The organism is Fundicoccus sp. Sow4_F4 (assembly GCF_052116145.1).
GTDB lineage: Bacteria > Bacillota > Bacilli > Lactobacillales > Aerococcaceae > Fundicoccus.
In genome coordinates this window covers 308,927-325,129 of sequence record NZ_JBQKLQ010000001.1, presented here as the reverse complement: position 1 = coordinate 325,129, position 16,203 = coordinate 308,927, and the positions used below count along the sequence as shown (strand labels likewise).

The 16,203-nt window shown below is 35.7% G+C and carries 19 protein-coding genes, 1 other RNA gene and 1 riboswitch; of the genes, 4 read left to right on the top strand and 16 right to left on the bottom strand.

All coding sequences use genetic code 11. From position 1 onward, the window contains the following. Nucleotides 1-30: 30 nt before the first annotated feature. Nucleotides 31-330, bottom strand: a complete 300-nt coding sequence (locus ACTQ5J_RS01540; protein ID WP_441750221.1) for a hypothetical protein — start codon at nt 328-330, stop codon at nt 31-33. 76 nt (nt 331-406) lie between these two features. On the opposite strand from ACTQ5J_RS01540, the gene ACTQ5J_RS01535 reads away from it, so the two are divergent. The 3 genes from ACTQ5J_RS01535 to ACTQ5J_RS01525 all read left to right on the top strand — a co-directional run bounded on the left by ACTQ5J_RS01535 (nt 407) and on the right by ACTQ5J_RS01525 (nt 3,181). After that, nucleotides 407-790, top strand: coding sequence for a MerR family transcriptional regulator (locus ACTQ5J_RS01535; RefSeq protein WP_441750220.1), 384 nt, complete (start codon nt 407-409; stop codon nt 788-790). An 847-nt stretch (nt 791-1,637) separates the two neighbouring features. Beyond that, a complete protein-coding gene (locus ACTQ5J_RS01530; RefSeq protein ID WP_441750766.1) occupies nt 1,638-2,654 on the top strand; it encodes a tyrosine-type recombinase/integrase in 1,017 nt (338 codons plus the stop codon). A 17-nt stretch (nt 2,655-2,671) separates the two neighbouring features. Continuing rightward, entirely contained in the window at nt 2,672-3,181 is a 510-nt protein-coding gene (locus ACTQ5J_RS01525; RefSeq protein ID WP_441750219.1) for an NUDIX hydrolase, read from the top strand. Nucleotides 3,182-3,406: 225 nt separating this feature from the next. On the opposite strand, the gene ssrA is transcribed toward ACTQ5J_RS01525, so the two are convergent. The 4 genes from ssrA to lysA all read right to left on the bottom strand — a co-directional run bounded on the left by ssrA (nt 3,407) and on the right by lysA (nt 6,955). Continuing rightward, nucleotides 3,407-3,773, bottom strand: a transfer-messenger RNA (tmRNA) gene (ssrA, locus tag ACTQ5J_RS01520). 156 nt (nt 3,774-3,929) lie between these two features. Further along, a complete protein-coding gene (gene dapB, locus ACTQ5J_RS01515) occupies nt 3,930-4,703 on the bottom strand; it encodes a 4-hydroxy-tetrahydrodipicolinate reductase (protein ID WP_441750218.1) in 774 nt (257 codons plus the stop codon). Between the two features lie 24 nt (nt 4,704-4,727). Next, a complete protein-coding gene (dapA, locus tag ACTQ5J_RS01510; protein WP_441750217.1) occupies nt 4,728-5,621 on the bottom strand; it encodes a 4-hydroxy-tetrahydrodipicolinate synthase in 894 nt (297 codons plus the stop codon). 41 nt (nt 5,622-5,662) lie between these two features. Then, nucleotides 5,663-6,955: a diaminopimelate decarboxylase gene (gene lysA / locus ACTQ5J_RS01505; RefSeq protein ID WP_441750216.1), complete on the bottom strand. Its 1,293-nt coding sequence runs from the start codon at nt 6,953-6,955 to the stop codon at nt 5,663-5,665. A gap of 131 nt (nt 6,956-7,086) precedes the next feature. Continuing rightward, a riboswitch (Lysine riboswitch) is annotated at nt 7,087-7,235 on the bottom strand. Nucleotides 7,236-7,455: 220 nt separating this feature from the next. On the opposite strand from lysA, the gene ACTQ5J_RS01500 reads away from it, so the two are divergent. Next, the gene (locus tag ACTQ5J_RS01500; RefSeq protein WP_441750215.1) at nt 7,456-8,442 is read left to right on the top strand and encodes an aspartate-semialdehyde dehydrogenase; all 987 of its coding nucleotides are present in this window, start codon (nt 7,456-7,458) and stop codon (nt 8,440-8,442) included. A 47-nt stretch (nt 8,443-8,489) separates the two neighbouring features. Here the strand turns inward: ACTQ5J_RS01500 and ACTQ5J_RS01495 are convergent, their stop codons facing one another. From ACTQ5J_RS01495 to ACTQ5J_RS01445, 11 genes are all read right to left on the bottom strand, one after another. Next, nucleotides 8,490-9,095 (bottom strand): ECF transporter S component, encoded by a 606-nt coding sequence (locus tag ACTQ5J_RS01495; RefSeq protein WP_441750214.1) that lies wholly within the window; start codon nt 9,093-9,095, stop codon nt 8,490-8,492. Nucleotides 9,096-9,123: 28 nt separating this feature from the next. Further along, on the bottom strand, nt 9,124-9,435 hold the full coding sequence (locus ACTQ5J_RS01490; protein ID WP_441750213.1) for a HesB/YadR/YfhF family protein: 312 nt from the start codon (nt 9,433-9,435) through the stop codon (nt 9,124-9,126). A 129-nt stretch (nt 9,436-9,564) separates the two neighbouring features. Further along, nucleotides 9,565-10,197 carry a response regulator gene (locus ACTQ5J_RS01485; RefSeq protein WP_441750212.1) on the bottom strand — a complete coding sequence of 211 codons (633 nt, stop codon included), beginning with the start codon at nt 10,195-10,197 and terminating at the stop codon, nt 9,565-9,567. Nucleotides 10,198-10,230: 33 nt separating this feature from the next. Continuing rightward, on the bottom strand, nt 10,231-11,280 hold the full coding sequence (locus ACTQ5J_RS01480; RefSeq protein ID WP_441750211.1) for a sensor histidine kinase: 1,050 nt from the start codon (nt 11,278-11,280) through the stop codon (nt 10,231-10,233). Continuing rightward, the gene (gene liaF / locus ACTQ5J_RS01475) at nt 11,277-12,026 is read right to left on the bottom strand and encodes a cell wall-active antibiotics response protein LiaF (RefSeq protein ID WP_441750210.1); all 750 of its coding nucleotides are present in this window, start codon (nt 12,024-12,026) and stop codon (nt 11,277-11,279) included. The genes ACTQ5J_RS01480 and liaF overlap by 4 nt, the downstream gene beginning before the upstream one ends. Before the next feature lie 390 nt (nt 12,027-12,416). Next, the gene (greA, locus tag ACTQ5J_RS01470; protein WP_441750209.1) at nt 12,417-12,899 is read right to left on the bottom strand and encodes a transcription elongation factor GreA; all 483 of its coding nucleotides are present in this window, start codon (nt 12,897-12,899) and stop codon (nt 12,417-12,419) included. A 102-nt stretch (nt 12,900-13,001) separates the two neighbouring features. Beyond that, nucleotides 13,002-13,628: a uridine kinase gene (udk, locus tag ACTQ5J_RS01465; protein WP_441750208.1), complete on the bottom strand. Its 627-nt coding sequence runs from the start codon at nt 13,626-13,628 to the stop codon at nt 13,002-13,004. A gap of 153 nt (nt 13,629-13,781) precedes the next feature. Beyond that, the gene (mltG, locus tag ACTQ5J_RS01460) at nt 13,782-15,011 is read right to left on the bottom strand and encodes an endolytic transglycosylase MltG (RefSeq protein ID WP_441750207.1); all 1,230 of its coding nucleotides are present in this window, start codon (nt 15,009-15,011) and stop codon (nt 13,782-13,784) included. Nucleotides 15,012-15,159: 148 nt separating this feature from the next. Continuing rightward, nucleotides 15,160-15,453: a DUF1292 domain-containing protein gene (locus tag ACTQ5J_RS01455; protein ID WP_441750206.1), complete on the bottom strand. Its 294-nt coding sequence runs from the start codon at nt 15,451-15,453 to the stop codon at nt 15,160-15,162. Nucleotides 15,454-15,477: 24 nt separating this feature from the next. Further along, nucleotides 15,478-15,888, bottom strand: coding sequence for a Holliday junction resolvase RuvX (gene ruvX / locus ACTQ5J_RS01450; RefSeq protein ID WP_441750764.1), 411 nt, complete (start codon nt 15,886-15,888; stop codon nt 15,478-15,480). Nucleotides 15,889-15,907: 19 nt separating this feature from the next. Next, nucleotides 15,908-16,168 carry an IreB family regulatory phosphoprotein gene (locus tag ACTQ5J_RS01445; protein ID WP_441750205.1) on the bottom strand — a complete coding sequence of 87 codons (261 nt, stop codon included), beginning with the start codon at nt 16,166-16,168 and terminating at the stop codon, nt 15,908-15,910. Nucleotides 16,169-16,203: the final 35 nt, after the last annotated feature.

Below are 16,203 nucleotides of genomic sequence, written 5' to 3'. Positions count from 1 at the left end.
AATTGATTTAATCAACAATCATTAGTTATCTTATTTCAACCAATTCCATACGAATATAAGCGTAATTGAAATGATTAATCTGACAATCAGATGTATCCAGTGAAAAGAGTTTGTTGTCACTCCCATGAATACTGCAAAAATGATAAGAGCAATCAATCCAAAATACAATAGCCATTCTGGATCAGTTTTTACCGCAAATATCATTAAGCAAAGACTTAACAAAATATAGATTGGATGCGACCAATTGAATTGTTCAACCTTAACTTCTTCCCCAACAGCAATTACAGTAAGTAAACCATACAAAAAAATAAATATTCTAAATAAAATCATGAAATTCTCCTTTACTATTTGATATACTTATCTTAAAAGATGGAGTAAGGTCTATGTCAAGAGAAAGGTAATCAAAATGAAAACAAAAGATATTACTAAGTTATCTGGTTTATCAAAAGATACAATTAGGTTTTATGAAAAATTAGGACTTGTGAAACCTAATAGGGAAAGTTATTCCAGAGAATATGCAGATGATGATTTAGAAAGAATAGAACAAATTAAACAATTAAAAGGTTTAGACTTTACGCTTTCTGAAATAAAGTTGCTTGTTGATATTGATGAAAAATATCAATCAATTGATGAAATCTACTCAATGACACATGATGATTATCAAGAAATCATCCAACTATTAGATAAAAAAGTAAACTACTTAGAAGAAAAATCTAAGATGATTGAAGCTGGCTTGGCTAGGCTAAAAGTTATGCAAGAAAAAATTAAAAGCATAAATAATGACAGATGAACTAATATTTAGTAAAAGATTACTAATTTTATAACACAGCTTTAATTATGGCCATAATAAAAACCTTTCAAAACTCAGCTATGTAAATAGTAGTTGAGTTTTGAAAGGTTTAAATATACTCTTTTGAGATTGTTATTGAACAATTATTGTTTCAATAGTTTAGTATGGAGATGAGGGGGCTCATCTAATCCCCCTCGCATCAACGTTTTCAGTAATGTAGTAATGGTTTTAGTAATGGTTGTACTAAATTTTCACGCATACGCCCATGTTTTATGTATGATTTTTTATTTCGTTTCAAAATAATCCTAAATAACGAACCGAGTCATATTTACCCGCGCTACTTATAACTTTGTTACTATTTTTTATTTTCTTCAATAGACTTAGCAATCTGTTCAAGTTCATAATCATACTTACGCGCTTCAAACCTTGGGTATATATCAAAAGTAGAAAGAAAATCAAATGAAAGTGACAAGTTAAATGAAATGATGTTTCAAGCTTTTGGTCCTATGCTAACCGATCCTAAAAATTTGGCAAGATTAGCTAAGTTGGGAAATAGCCCTACTGAAGAAGAAGTTATAGAATTCCTTAAAGGAAATTAAAAAATATTAGCTAACTGAAAATAACATTATGAATTTGAACACAATGAAAATTTATGTTTATTGTTCCTTGATTTCATAAAGCATAGGCGTGTGCGTGAATGAAAGGAAAAGATAATAATGATAAAGAAATATAAATTAAAAAATTGCGAAACTCGATACATGTTTCATTCCTACATTGGACTAGATCCAGTGACAGATAAAGAAGTCTACCGTAAACGAAGAGGCTTTAAAACAAAAAACAAGCAGAGATTGCTAAAGCAAGATTAATCAATGAGTTTAATGAGCATGGTTTTCCATCTGAGAGGAAAAGAAGTACATTTAACGAGGTCTATGAACTCTGGTTGGAATCTGAATATGAAGACAATGTGCAAGAATCAACCTTGAATAATACAACCCGTGATTTTAGAAATCACATTATTCCCTTTTTTGATGGTATGAATATTCGTGAAATTAAACCTAATCATTGTCAAACAGAGTTAAACAAGTGGCGTGATAAGCTAGTCAATTACAGACGTATCAAGAATTATGCAAATCGTGTGTTTGATTATGCTTTAAGAATGGATATGATCGATAGCAATCCTTTTGATAAAGTTACTGTACCGAAACGGATTGAGACGATTGACGAAAGTGAATTTGAGAATTTCTATACCAAAGAAGAATTAAACGAGTTCTTAGAATACATTAAAGTAGATTTAGACCTTAATTGGTATACGTATTTCAGGCTATTAGCGTATAGCGGTGCTCGAAAATCAGAACTACTGGCTCTTAAATGGTCGGACATTGATTTTGAAACATCTACCCTCAACATCAACAAAACACTTACTAGGGGCTTAAATAACAAGATTATCATACAACCTACCAAGACAGTGAACGGTAGAAGAGTTATTGATATGGATAATGACTCAATGAAACTTTTAAAGCAATGGAAGATGCATCAGGCTCAATTCATGCTGAAACTCGGCTATAATACTAATTCACCCGATCAGCTTGTATTTTCAAATTCTAGAAACAATTTCTACTCTATTAATGTGCCGAATGACCGCATGAGAAATGTTCAAAAGCGTAATGGACTCAAGAGAATTACTGTTCATAGGTTGCGACACACGCATTGTAGTATCCTCTTCTCTATGGGCGCTTCAATAAAAGATGTACAGGCTCGCCTAGGACACACGGATATTCAAACAACTATGAATATCTATGCTCACGTTACAAAAGAAGAAAAGAAAGACACAGCAGATAAATTTGCAAAGTTTATGGAAAACTAAAAGGGGTAATTAGGACTATGGGAATGTCAAATTTTTATAAAAGGCTTCGAAAAAAAGTTGGTAACGAGTTAATTTTCATTCCAAGTGTGGCAACAATTATACGAAATGATCATGGAGAAATTTTACTGCAAAATAAAGGAAATGGTGAACACTGGAGCTTACCTGCTGGTGCAATTGAGCCTGGAGAAGCTCCGGCTGAAGCCATTGTTCGTGAAGTATGGGAAGAAACGGGTCTATCTGTCATCCCCAAAAAGTTATTAGGTGTTTTTGGCGGGAAGGAATATCGCTATCAATACCCCAATGGGAATAAAGTGGAATATAACATCTTCTTATTTGAAAGTGCGATTCAGAAAGGACAGCTTAATCCCAATGATAATGAAACTAAAAAATTACAATTTTTTAGTCCAAGTAGTATGCCAGAACTAGCACTTCCCTACCCTAAAGATTTATTTATATACGACGAAAAAAACAATCCATATTTTCAGTGGGATGAGCAGTGGTTAAAAAAATTACCAGAGCACAAATAAACCTGAAATCTTATAAAATGAAACAGATTATTAAAGAAATTTGTATTTAATTTTTTTGAAGTAATCAATATGTTGTGAATAATAAAAAAACCATTACCATTTTTCGAGCAGTAATGGAAATGGTAATGGTTGGTAATGGTTTATAGCAATCGTAAGCAATGTTTAGAAATTAAAAAAGGCTTCCCACCAGCCTTTAGAAGCTGGTGGAAAACCTTAGTAAAGCTATAATGGAGATGAGGGGAGTCGAACCCCTGTCCAAATATCTCGCCACTATCAATTCTACGCCAATAGTTTTTCTATTTAAAGTTTAGCTCTAATTTAGCCGAAAAACTGGCATCAATTATCGCGAGTCTGGTAATCTCTTACTTAACTTGCAGACGGAAAGTTAAATCGTAACCCACTTAATTTGAGACCAGGACCCGAGCACATGGGCGATGCCGGACTGATCTTCACTCGCAGTTCTTAGGCTGCTAAAGCGAAATTGTTGTTTGTTGTTTTTGCAGTTATATTTAACTGTTAGCGTTTTTAGCAAGTCGCTGCCTTGCTGGCGCATCAACAGCTCGACAATACCTGTCGAAACCATGACATCCCCGTAGGACTTATAGTATATCATGTCATAAAAACTATGTCAAATATAGTCAGGTAAGGTCAAACTCCATTAATATCTAATTCTAACACTATGTTTTCAAATTAGCCCTAACTTACGAAAAGCAAGTCAGAGCCTATTTCTATCCTATTTTGTTCAATATTATAACTCAATAACGTCTTTCATATCATACAAACCTGGCTCCACAGTCATCAAGAAGTGAGCTGCTTGTATTGCGCCCCGCACAAATAAATCCTTAGTGCCTGCTCGATGTGTCAACTCAAGAGTCTCTTGGTTGTTGGCAAAAAGAATGGTATGTTCTCCCACAATATCTCCTCCACGAATGGCATGTACGCCTATCTCAGAATGAGGTCTAGCATATTCAAGACCTTGTCGACCACCAAGGACAGATGTATTTTCATCGATAGTGTCTTGCACGGCGTCAAGAATCATTTTAGCCGTGCCACTTGGAGAATCTTTTTTATAGCGGTGATGCTTCTCGATTATTTCTATATCGTAACCTAAAGGATAAAGAATTTTTGTCATTTGAGCCACCAGTGCTTCCATGACATTGACACCAATACTTGTATTGTGCGTATCCACAATGGCTACTTGCTGGCTTGCTGCTTTAATTAAAGCTTCTTGTTCTTCTGTTTGACCCGTCGTTGCCAACATCAGAGGTAATCGATGTTCCTTGGCAAAAGCTACTACTTGATCCGTAATCTTAGGTGTCGAAAAATCAATCATGACATCTACTAGACTGCGATTTTCAGTGAGGTATGCTCCCATCGCTTCAAAGGAAGTAAACACTTGATAATCTGCTTGATCATTAGGCTTATCTTGCAAGACAACGGTCACCTGATCACTCGTATGAGCGACGTACTGGATGACAGCTTGTCCCATCGCCCCACTCGCGCCTACTAATAATATATTCATTTTAAACCCTCCAAATGTATTTGCTTAGTTTTTACGGTAGCTAGCCACTAACTCGTCATATTGAGAAAGGGTAGCTTTGGTTTCATCACTTGGCTCAACAAGAGGTAATCGGTAACTATTCTGTAAGTACCCTAGCTTATGGACAACGTATTTAACTGGAATTGGATTACTCTCAATAAAGAGAGCCTGATTGATACCAGCTAATTTTTCCGTTAATGCTTCTGCCTCTTCAATTTTCCCTTCAGCAAACAACTGGTATTGAGCGTGTAATTCTCTTGGTAATACGTTAGCAGTTACTGAAATGAAGCCATCGCCTCCTAATTTAAGGATATCTAAGTTAATATCATCATTACCTGAGTAAATCGCAAAATCAGCCGGTAATTGCTCTCTTAAGGCTTTGGTATACTCTAAGTCACCTGTAGCATCTTTAATCGCTACAATGTTTGGATGCGCTGATAATTCAACCACTTGTTCAACGGTTAAAGTCGCGGCAGTTCGTCCGGGTACGTGATAAAGAATAATTGGTATGTTCACTGAATCTGCAATGGTTTTAAAATGAATTAACATGCCGCGTGTAGATGTCTTATTATAGTAAGGTGTTACGATTAGTAAAGCATTCGCTCCAACCCTCTCTGCTTGTTGACTCAACATAATCGCATGCGCCGTATCGTTGATTCCAGTTCCGGCAATAATTGGTAAACGACCAGCGACGTGGTCAACTGCAAATTTAATCAATTCAATTTGTTCACCATCTGATAAAGTTGAACTTTCACCAGTTGTTCCCGTAATTACGAGAGCATCCGTCTCGTTTTCTAAATGAAAATCAAGCAAACCTTCAAACGCTTGCCAGTCAATTTCATTCGTTCTCTCATCAAATGGTGTCACAATCGCTACAGCCGACCCTTCATAAATTAACATAATTTTTCCTCCTTTAAATACTTAAGCTACTGACAATTGGTTTAAATTTCTCTTAACGACATTTCTTCAAAACTTTCACGTTTGACTGTCAAATAATGCTTTTCATCATTCACGTGAATCATCGCTGGCCTAGGAATTCGGTTATAGTTACTTGCCATTGAATAATTATAAGCACCAGTTCCATTCACTAATAATAAATCCCCTGTTTCCAATATCGGTAATTTAATCTCTTCAATAATTTTATCGCCACTCTCACAGGCTTTACCCGCAATTGTATAAACTTTTTCTTGCGGTTTATCCGCTTTATTAACAGCTAGCGCCTCGTATTTAGCCTGATAAAGTGCTGGACGAATATTATCATTCATACTGCCATCGACAAAAGCGTAATCTTTACCACTTGCCGTGTGCTTCAAATCTCCCACTTCATAAAGAGTACTACCAGAGGCATTGACCAAGGAACGACCGGGTTCAATCGTTACTTTTTTTAAATCAATCGCCAAAGCTTGTGCTTCTTGATGAACATATTCCATAAAATCAGGAAGAAAATCAATCACATCAAATGGTTGATCTTCTTGTGTATAATACACACCAAAACCGCCACCAAAGTTAATTTCTGAAATTAAAATACCTAAACGTTTTTGAACCTCAGCTGAAAAAGTTAATAATTCACTGGCGGCTTTGTAGAACGAATCTGCTTCAAAAATTTGGCTGCCAATATGACTATGGAAACCAGCAAATTCTAAATGCGGCGAAACAACCATTGACTGGATAATATTATAAATCTCAGGGTCAAAGACACTTTCTCCAAACTTAGAATCTAAATTTGCTGTCATGATGTATTCATGCGTATGCGCTTCAACACCAGGATTCAAACGAAGTAATACGCGTTGTTTAGTTTCAAACTCCGCAGCAATTTTACTAATACGTTCAACTTCCATTCGGTTATCCACTACTATCGTTCCCACACGATTATCAATCGCATAACGAATTTCTTTATTGAGCTTATTATTACCGTGAAAATACATACGTTTTGGATCAACGCCATGACGCACTCCAGTATAAATTTCACCGGCACTCACGACATCTTGTCCTATATCTAATTCGGCAATAATACGAGCAACCGCTTTAGTTAACAAGGCCTTAGATGCAAAAAGTACATCCGTTTCAAAATAAGTAGATTTTACTGCCTCTCGATAAGCCAAAATACGCTCACGAAAGCTTGCTTCATCAAAAATATATAATGGCGTTCCATATTGGTTCGCCAACTCAACATAATCATGGCCCGAATGTTTCAAGCGCCCCCCTATAATACTCTGGTACTTTTCTAATCGCATTCGCTACTCCTCACCCTTCTATTTATTTATAAATACAAAAAGAGACCACGAACAAAAGGTTCGACGGTCTCACTCACACTTGGCTTTTAACAGGCCACTTTATTTCTTGGAGTTAACTTTCCTTTTGCCCGGTATTTGCTTGCTCTTCGTAATTAACTGGGCAGTTAATTACAACAGTGGTCAACCTATTATGGTTAGCCCCCAACGATTACTCGTTTCGGCGATATCCCCTTTCCAGAAATTCATCTGTACTCTTGTCAATCGCGCCTCGCCCAAAAACCTTTTATATTTAACTGAACCTAGCATAACAAGCATTCAAAAGTTTGTCAACGCACTTCCTTCGAACTCTCATAATATTCACATTTAAAAACAACGCTAACACAACGTTTCCGTGCTTATGCTTATTTTTATTAATTTACAATGAAATATTTGCTTGACATTTATCCTCTAAATCTTTAGGGTTAACGATAACAACTTGAATTTGAAAGGAGTTTCCAACATTGAAAAAACAATATAATTTAGCGGTGTGTGGCGCCACCGGTGTTGTGGGACGTAAAGTGATAGAAGTATTAGAAGAACGTGATTTTCCTGTCGCAAATCTTAGCCTTTTTGCATCAGCAAGATCAGCTGGTCAAACCATTGATTTTAAAGGTGAACCGGTGACGATCCAAGAATTGACAGAAGACTCGTTAAAAGCCCCGATTGATATTGCGATTTTTTCAGCTGGTGGAGATGCATCTAAACACTATGCCCCCTTTGCTGCAGATAATGGAGTCATTGTTATTGATAACAGTTCAGCTTGGCGTATGGATCCTAAGGTGCCGCTTGTGGTACCCGAGGTAAACCCAAATGCGTTAAACAGCGGCTCTAAGATTATCGCTAACCCCAACTGTTCAACTATTCAATCCGTCGTACCCTTGGCTGTACTTAAACCTTATGGTATTAAACGTGTCGTATATAGTACTTATCAAGCTGTTTCGGGTGCTGGTCAAAAAGGCATTGCAGACTTAGAAAACAATACAACGAATAACTTTCCTTATTCAATTAACGATTCTGTTATACCACAAATCGATGTGTTTTTAGATAACGGTTATACCAAAGAAGAAGTTAAGATGATTGAAGAAACTCGCAAAATATTAGAGTTACCCGACTTACGAGTTACTGCAACAACCGTTCGTGTGCCAATTAAAAATTCTCACGGTGTTAGCATTAATATTGAACTCGAAAACGCCTTTGATTTAGAGCAAGTCAAAACTGAATTCGCCAATCACAGTGGCTTGGTAGTTGTCGATGACACGGCCAACTTACGTTATCCTCTTCAAAGCGAAGCTAATGACAAAGACGAAGTCTTTATTGGTCGCATTCGCCGTGATGACTCCTTAGAAAATGGCCTTAATATTTGGGTAGTAGCCGATAACATCCGCAAAGGAGCGGCAACAAACTCTGTACAAATTGCAGAAACACTCATTAAAAACAACTTAGTATAAACAAAAACGCGCGTCAGCTAAAAAAACTGACACGCGTTTTTATATGATTATTTTTTTAAGCCTTGTGGCCGTTTTAAAGCTGTTAGGATTATCGGCACTAAAAGCCCCGCAAGAATCATTTCAGGCACACCATTTGCTAAGACAATGCCTCCTAGAATATTCCATAACGTTTCCATTGAAGCGTCTTGTATTGTTAAATACTCGTTGCGTCTAAACACGACAATCGCACCTAAGACAAGGATAGTATTAAAAAGACTACCTAAAACTCCTGAGATCGCTGCATTTACTTTAAATGAAGTCGTTTTATTTAAGATGTAATGTGAGATTAATCCCACCAATAAAGGCATTAATAATCGTGGCAAAATCGTCACAAAAGGTGAGTTAAAAACATACAAGTACATTGGTGACGTAGGCATGACGTACGCTCTAATCAAACTATTAATACCCCAAACTCCACCAACAATTACACCAGCTTTTGTACCTAAATATAATGTGGCTACTATAACGGTCACGTGTATAAATGTAATCGCTAAGGGGTAAAGGGGAATAGTGATATTGCCTAAAAATGGCACCCAGGATTGAAGAATGATGATTGCAGCAAATAAACTGATTCTCACCATTTCTTTCGTTTTATTATTTGAATAACTTGTCATAATCTTCCCTCCGGCAACTGGTCATCGCTTAATTAATGGCGATGCCGTTCTTAGAATAAATATAATATGGTTCTTTCAATTTTTCATTTAAAGTAATCATTAAATCATGTTCATCGAAAAACCACTCATCAGTATCTTCAATAAAGAATAGTACACCGTTATCAGCTTCAAAAGTAGCTATCGGAGTCATCGGTTCAACTGGATCAATGGCCAAACCAAAGCCTTCTCTTACCGGACTACCTCCATAAATTTTAGCTTTAATACGGATTCCCGCACCTTCACGAATTCCCACCTCATCTTTAAACCAATTTGCAGCTTTTTCATCAACAGTTAGTTTCATTAATATACTCCTTTCAATAAAGGTTTCTCAATCATTATACCTTAATCCAACTAAAAAGAAAATTTAGGCTTATTGAAAACAATTAACTGTCACTTTTCTTTATGTTTAAATTAAGCATTTATGGGGGGATTATTTAATTAACTCATTTTGAAAAGCATAAATAGTTGCTTGTGTTCGGTCGACAACTTCTAATTTCGACAGAATATTTGATACATGAGTCTTCACCGTTTTTAAGGTAATGAATAACTCATCTGCAATTTCTTGGTTTGAATAACCTTTAGCAATAAGTAATAATACTTCTAACTCTCGACTCGTTAAGTCATCATGTAAATGATGTTGACTTTCTTTGGCATCACGCGCTAAAATTTTATCTGTCACTTCTGGAACAATCACATTATCCCCAGCATGTGTTGAACGGATCGCATCCGCTATTTCCTTAGCAGAGGAGGTCTTCAAGATATAGCTTGAAGCACCCGCTTCAATGGCTGGGTAAACTTTTTCATCGTCTAAGAATGATGTCACAATAATTATTTTTGCCTCAGGCCATTCTGACATGATTTTCTGTGTTGCTTCAATTCCATCCATCACATCCATCACAAGATCCATTAAAATGATATCAGGTCTTAGATCCATTGCCTTCGTATACCCTTGTAAACCATTCTCTGCTTCATCAATTACTTCAATATCTGATTGAACCATCAAATAAGAAGAAACGCCTAATCTTACCATTTCATGATCATCAACTAATAAAACTTTTATCATATCTTACATCCTATCTTTAGTGGTCAATTCTTTCTAAACTGGGATACTTATATCAATAATGGTCCCTTGATTTTTGATACTGACTGTCTTAAATGTACCGCCTAAACCTGTGACTCTTTCCCGCATATTGCGCAAACCATAACTACCTACTTTATCTGGCTGATTTGTATCAAAACCAACTCCGTCATCAATAATTTTTAAAGTGACGCTATCTTCTGTCTGATGTAAATATACTTCCAACTTACTTGCATGTGCATGTCTGAGTGTATTCGAAACTGCTTCTTGAACGATTCTAAACAAATGATCTTCAATTCCACTATCTAAACACGTTTCCATCAATTCCCACTTCAACGTCAATGACACTTTGGAATATAATTCCTCGAGTAAACTCGTAATACCTTGTTTTAATGAACGGTCCTCGAGTGCTATCGGTCTTAAGTGAAGTAATAGGGCTCTCATTTCTGTTTGAGCATTACCAATCACTTCTTCTACTTTTAGTAATTGTTTTTTATACTGCGCTGATAGTTGACCATCGATCGTTTCATTAATCGCTGATAGCATCATCATAGCGGCAAATAACTGTTGACTGACAGAATCATGTAATTCTCGTGCAATTCTAGAACGTTCTTGTTCGATAATTTCTTCTTTAGTATCATCACCAACAAAAACGGGTGCTGCCGTAAATTCTTGTAAGTCAGTCGATAATTGTGCAAGACGTTCGCGGATTCTGTTTAAATCATTTGACAATATTTTATCATTATCATACCAACTTCTTTGTGTGGTTTCTTGACTAAAAATACTATGTTTATACTTTCCTAATAAGAGCCAATTAATTTTTGCCCGTATTTGTTCATAAGGTTCATTAAGTGAAAAAGCAATATAGGCTGAATAGACAGCAGCGGCTGATATAATTAAAGCCAGTAAAATTATAAAGAATGGTAAATTGTAAACTTTTCTCATCAACAAGTCCGTTAAAGGGATGACTTCAAAACTAAATACGATTAATGAAATAATGACGACAACCAATGATAAACCAATCACTAATTGGTTCAGAAATAAACGAAACCATAAACGTAAATTCACAGTAAAATCACCTCAATATCACCCGTCACTAATGTGATTAAAACTTTTAATTTTCGATCTGTTTCAGAATAACCAGGGCTAGTCCATTGGAAATTGTCTCCTCGCAAGGGATACTGTTGTGATTCAAAAGCTACTTGACCGGATATTGCACTGACATTTAAGCGTAAGCCCAAACCTTTTGGAATAATCACTCGTGTCCGTCCAAATACTTTACGAATCATCACAATGTTTTCTCCACTGGGGAGAATAGTATTACCTAAATCAATAATAGAGTTTCCACCAAAATAAACTAGATTAATATCATCCCACTCATATATATTCTTATTCTCGTCACGCGAATCAAACATGGACTGACTTTTTAATAATGATCTTTGACCGCTTTGAGGGCGTACCAATTGGATACCATGATATTGTTCTTTCATTTGAAAAGGATGCAACATCGATTCACCGAAAAAGAAAAACTCGTTACCTTCAGGCGTTCGATATAAAAAAATTAATAATACCATTGTTAACACCATCATCCATATAGAGCGTGTCAGAAAAACTGCCAGCAGTATTAAGAAGAAGCCTAAGCCCAATAATATGCGTTTGACAGATAAATTCTTGACAAATGCTGAACCAACGATAGTCAATATACCTAGACCAATAATAGCAGTATTCTCGATTGAAGTTAAAATTTCAAATGCAATTAAAATCAAGCTAATACCAATAACAATAAATATATTATTCTTAAAAAAACTTAGCATTTGCGTCCCTCATTTCAATTTGTCTAATTATATCATGTCATTGCTTGAATGTGTGCGCAACCATCAAAAGTCCTAAAATTATTTTTAAAGGAGTCAAGCACATAAATTGACAGATGATAAGAAACCTTGATAATCAGCGAAGCGTTTCGACCGGCTTAAATCTTTCAGAGCCTAAGCAAAGTTCGACATTTTTGAAGTTTTGCATTAGACGTTGATCTTTCATTTAGATCGTAATGACTTTCTATCCAGATCAACTGTCTTAAAGAGACATAAGCCACTAAACGTTTAGTTAATCTCAACTTAATTTCACTCTTCTATGAAATTAAGTTCGGTTACGAACCCATAAAAATAACTCTCATATTTAGACTAACTAAACATGAGAGTACAATTTTAATTAACCTTTTCAACTTTTGTAATTTTTACGTCGAAAGAACCACCTGGTGTAACAATAGAGACAACATCGCCAACTGATTTTTTTAGTAACGCTTTAGCAATTGGTGAATCATTAGAAATTTTTGCGTCTAATGGATCTGCTTCTGCGCTACCAACGATTGTATAAGTTTCTTCGTCTCCATCAGGTAATTCAACAAAAGTGATTTTACGACCTAACGATACAATGTTTTCATCTATTTCTGAATCATTAATAATTTCAGCAAAACGAATCATTGTTTCTAGTGTAGAAATACGACCTTCAACAAATGCTTGTTCGTCTTTTGCAGATTCGTATTCTGAGTTCTCAGATAAATCTCCAAAACTACGAGCAACTTTGATGCGTTCTACAATTTCTTTTCTTTTATTAACTTTTAACTCTTCAAGTTCAGCTTCTAATTTAGCTTTGCCTTTTAAAGTCATTGGATATACTTTTTCTTCCATAATTTTCTCCTTATCTCCTCTAAATAAAATAACAAAATTAACATATCATTTTAATGCAAGGATTTCAATATATTTTTATATATCATTACAAAACAACAATATTTAATCGTTTAATAGAATGGTCCCAATTTTGGTAGTCAGCAAATCAATGGCTACTTGATTGTATCCACCTTCTGGAACAATAATATCTGCATAACGTTTTGTTGGTTCGATAAACTGATGGAACATTGGTTTAACAACGTTCACATACTGGTCTATTACTGATTCCACCGAACGGCCTCGTTCAATTACATCACGTTGAATACGACGCGCCAAGCGAATATCATCATCGGTGTCTACGTATACTTTGATATCCATTAAATCTCGCAAGCGTTTGTCTTCTAAAATTAGAATCCCTTCAATAATGATTACAGCACGAGGGTCTTGACAAATTGTTTCAGCACTTCGTGTGTGTTTTGTATAATCATAAACCGGTTTATTGATTGATTTACCAGCTAACAATTCATTAATATGTTGATAAAACAGTTCTGTATCAAACGCTAATGGATGATCATAATTTGTATTAAGACGCTCTTCAAACGTTAAATGCGATTGGTCTTTGTAATAGTAATCTTGCTGAATTAACATAACATTACCAGTACCGAAATGTTTTAAAATTTTATTACTTACACTGGTCTTCCCGCTACCGGACCCACCTGTCACTCCTATGATAATAGGTTTCTTTGTCACTTTTCCACTTCCTATACTTAGGCTTTCGCCTGATTAACTATTAGTTTTTATTCCTTGGTGCTACATAATACAAATTGAAGCAGGCTTAAAAACGGCCACTTCAGATTATCTGAAGGTTTACCTTTTCAAGCCAACTCATTTTGATAGATTCTTTTATTCTACATCTTCTCCAATGATTTCTTCGGTAACTTCCTCTACATCTTCCCCTGTAGCTTCTTCATCAACCGCTTCTTCGTCTTCTTCGAAATACGGATTAACGTATTGTTCAACCAAAGCATTATGATCATCAATATTTGTTGAATAGTATATTTCTTGCGTATCTAAATCGGCCACAAAATAATAATAATCAGTATAAGTTGGATAAATTGTTGCCATAATCGAAGACATGCTTGGACTATTGTAAGGTCCTGGTGCTAATCCAGTATACATATATAAGTTATAGGGTGATTCAACTTCCAAATCTGTTAAGGTAACCAGTTCCTTATGTTCACCTAAAGCATATAAAATGGTAATATCACTTTGAAGTGGCATACCCACTTCTATACGGTTTAAGAATACGCCTGCTATCATCGCACGATCCTCATCTGTAATACCTTCTCGTTCCACAATTGAAGCTAAAGTTAAAACTTGGTGGAACGTCATCCATGTTTGATCTAGATCTTCACGAATTGCTTGAAACTCTAAGTTCATGGTTGAAACCATCTGAGTTACTAAATCTTCGAGGGTCATCCCGCCGATGTAATCGTAAGTAGCTGGGAACAAATACCCTTCTAGAGGATATCTTAACCCTTCCACTTCTGTCAAGTCACCCAATAATGTTGGGAATTGCTGACTTAGACTGGCAATATAGGCTTCATCGTTAACCAGTTCCATAAATTCTTCCGCAGTAAAGGGGGTTTTATCTTCAATTAACTCAGAAATTTCTTCTAGGTTCGTTCCTTCAATGACAGTGATCGTTGTGTCAATGTCTTCAAAGATCGGTTCGCCCCCTTTTTGCAATGTTGCAACAATGTCACCAGCATCCATCGATTGATTAAATTCAAAATGACCTGCTTGAAGGTCTCCAACGTTTTGAAGCCTTAAATAAATATCAAAAATATAATCATTATGTATAATATTCTTGTCTTTTAATATCGATGCAATGTCTTTCGTAGAACTTCCAATCGGCACAGTCACTTCAACTGTTTCATCATTGGATGAATCAACGGAGCTTAATGTATGTCTAACATAAAAGTAACCACCTAAGCCACCTGCAATCATGATTGTAAGAATGGTAATAATGATGATTTTAACGATTCTATTTGTCCACATTTTCTCTTTGACTTGGTAAGTCTCTTTCGATTTCGCCTGTTCACGAATCGTTTTCCAATCAAAACTAGCCATAACTCCTCCTTTAACTAACAGACTAATAATGTTAGCATTATATCAGACTTCATCTATGCTGGCTAGATTAACCATGTTACAAAAACATCACACTTTCGCGTATTACGCAAAAGTGTGATTTAAAAGTAGGATGTAACTGTGCTAATAATTAATCTTCGTCTGCTAAGAATGTATTTAAGACTTCTTCAACCATATCCCACTCTTCATCAGATTCGATAGGTTGTAACGCACCAGCATTACCTTCTTCTGATTCAGTGTAAGAATAAGCTTGTAATTCCACGTCTTCGTCTTCAATTGTTCCAGCTGGGTATACTAAAACATAACTCTTTTTAAAATCTTCCGATTCAAAGGTAAATAAAATCTCATATAAAGACTCGTTGCCCTCTTCATCTAAAATTGTAATGTATTCGTGATCGTGATTATGCTCGTGATTTTGAACCATAGTATTGCCTCCTCTAATTTCCCTTTATTTAGTATCTAAATAGTTTTGTAAAATAATAACGGCCGCTAACTTATCGATGACTTGTTTACGTTTTTTGCGTGAAACATTCCCTTCGGTAATTAGCATTCTTTCTGCTTGAGAGGTCGTCAGGCGCTCGTCTTGATAGGTAATTTCCATCTCAGGCAATAATTTAAGTAGACCTTCTCCGTAAGTATATGACGCTTCAGCTCTTGGGCCAATCGAATTATTCATATTCTTAGGTAAACCAATCACTACCTTATTGACTGAATGTTCTTTTATCAATTCGAGCAAACGCTCATAACCAAAATCTTTAACTTCCTCATCGATGCGGATAGTTTCTACTCCTTGCGCAGTCCATCCCATCAAGTCACTGACAGCGACTCCTACAGTTTTCGAACCAACATCTAACCCCATTGTACGTTGATAATTCACATTAGCTCTCTTTCTGAGTTAAGTAGTACTCTACTAATTTTTCTACAATTTCATCTCTTTCATGACGTCGTATTAAGTTACGCGCATCATTATGGCGCGGTATATAGGCTGGATCACCAGATAATAAGTAACCTACTATTTGGTTAATCGGATCATAACCTTTTTCTTCGAGTGCTGAGTAAACAATCTCTAAAGTTTCTCTTACAGTACGTTTATTTAAATCATCTAATTTGAATAATATTGTTTCATCTAATGATTGCATTTTTTCACCGAACCTTTCTTATAGTCACATTTTAC

Excerpts from the sequence above, each read along its gene's own strand:
- ACTQ5J_RS01540 (WP_441750221.1), bottom strand. The coding sequence starts at position 330 with ATGATTTTATTTAGAATATTTATTTTTTTGTATGGTTTACTTACTGTA.
- ACTQ5J_RS01535 (WP_441750220.1), top strand. The coding sequence starts at position 407 with ATGAAAACAAAAGATATTACTAAGTTATCTGGTTTATCAAAAGATACA.
- ACTQ5J_RS01525 (WP_441750219.1), top strand. The coding sequence starts at position 2,672 with ATGGGAATGTCAAATTTTTATAAAAGGCTTCGAAAAAAAGTTGGTAAC.
- dapB (WP_441750218.1), bottom strand. The coding sequence starts at position 4,703 with ATGAATATATTATTAGTAGGCGCGAGTGGGGCGATGGGACAAGCTGTC.
- dapA (WP_441750217.1), bottom strand. The coding sequence starts at position 5,621 with ATGTTAATTTATGAAGGGTCGGCTGTAGCGATTGTGACACCATTTGAT.
- lysA (WP_441750216.1), bottom strand. The coding sequence starts at position 6,955 with ATGCGATTAGAAAAGTACCAGAGTATTATAGGGGGGCGCTTGAAACAT.
- ACTQ5J_RS01495 (WP_441750214.1), bottom strand. The coding sequence starts at position 9,095 with ATGACAAGTTATTCAAATAATAAAACGAAAGAAATGGTGAGAATCAGT.
- ACTQ5J_RS01490 (WP_441750213.1), bottom strand. The coding sequence starts at position 9,435 with ATGAAACTAACTGTTGATGAAAAAGCTGCAAATTGGTTTAAAGATGAG.
- ACTQ5J_RS01485 (WP_441750212.1), bottom strand. The coding sequence starts at position 10,197 with ATGATAAAAGTTTTATTAGTTGATGATCATGAAATGGTAAGATTAGGC.
- liaF (WP_441750210.1), bottom strand. The coding sequence starts at position 12,026 with ATGCTAAGTTTTTTTAAGAATAATATATTTATTGTTATTGGTATTAGC.
- greA (WP_441750209.1), bottom strand. The coding sequence starts at position 12,899 with ATGGAAGAAAAAGTATATCCAATGACTTTAAAAGGCAAAGCTAAATTA.
- mltG (WP_441750207.1), bottom strand. The coding sequence starts at position 15,011 with ATGGCTAGTTTTGATTGGAAAACGATTCGTGAACAGGCGAAATCGAAA.
- ACTQ5J_RS01455 (WP_441750206.1), bottom strand. The coding sequence starts at position 15,453 with ATGGTTCAAAATCACGAGCATAATCACGATCACGAATACATTACAATT.
- ruvX (WP_441750764.1), bottom strand. The coding sequence starts at position 15,888 with ATGGGGTTAGATGTTGGTTCGAAAACTGTAGGAGTCGCTGTCAGTGAC.
- ACTQ5J_RS01445 (WP_441750205.1), bottom strand. The coding sequence starts at position 16,168 with ATGCAATCATTAGATGAAACAATATTATTCAAATTAGATGATTTAAAT.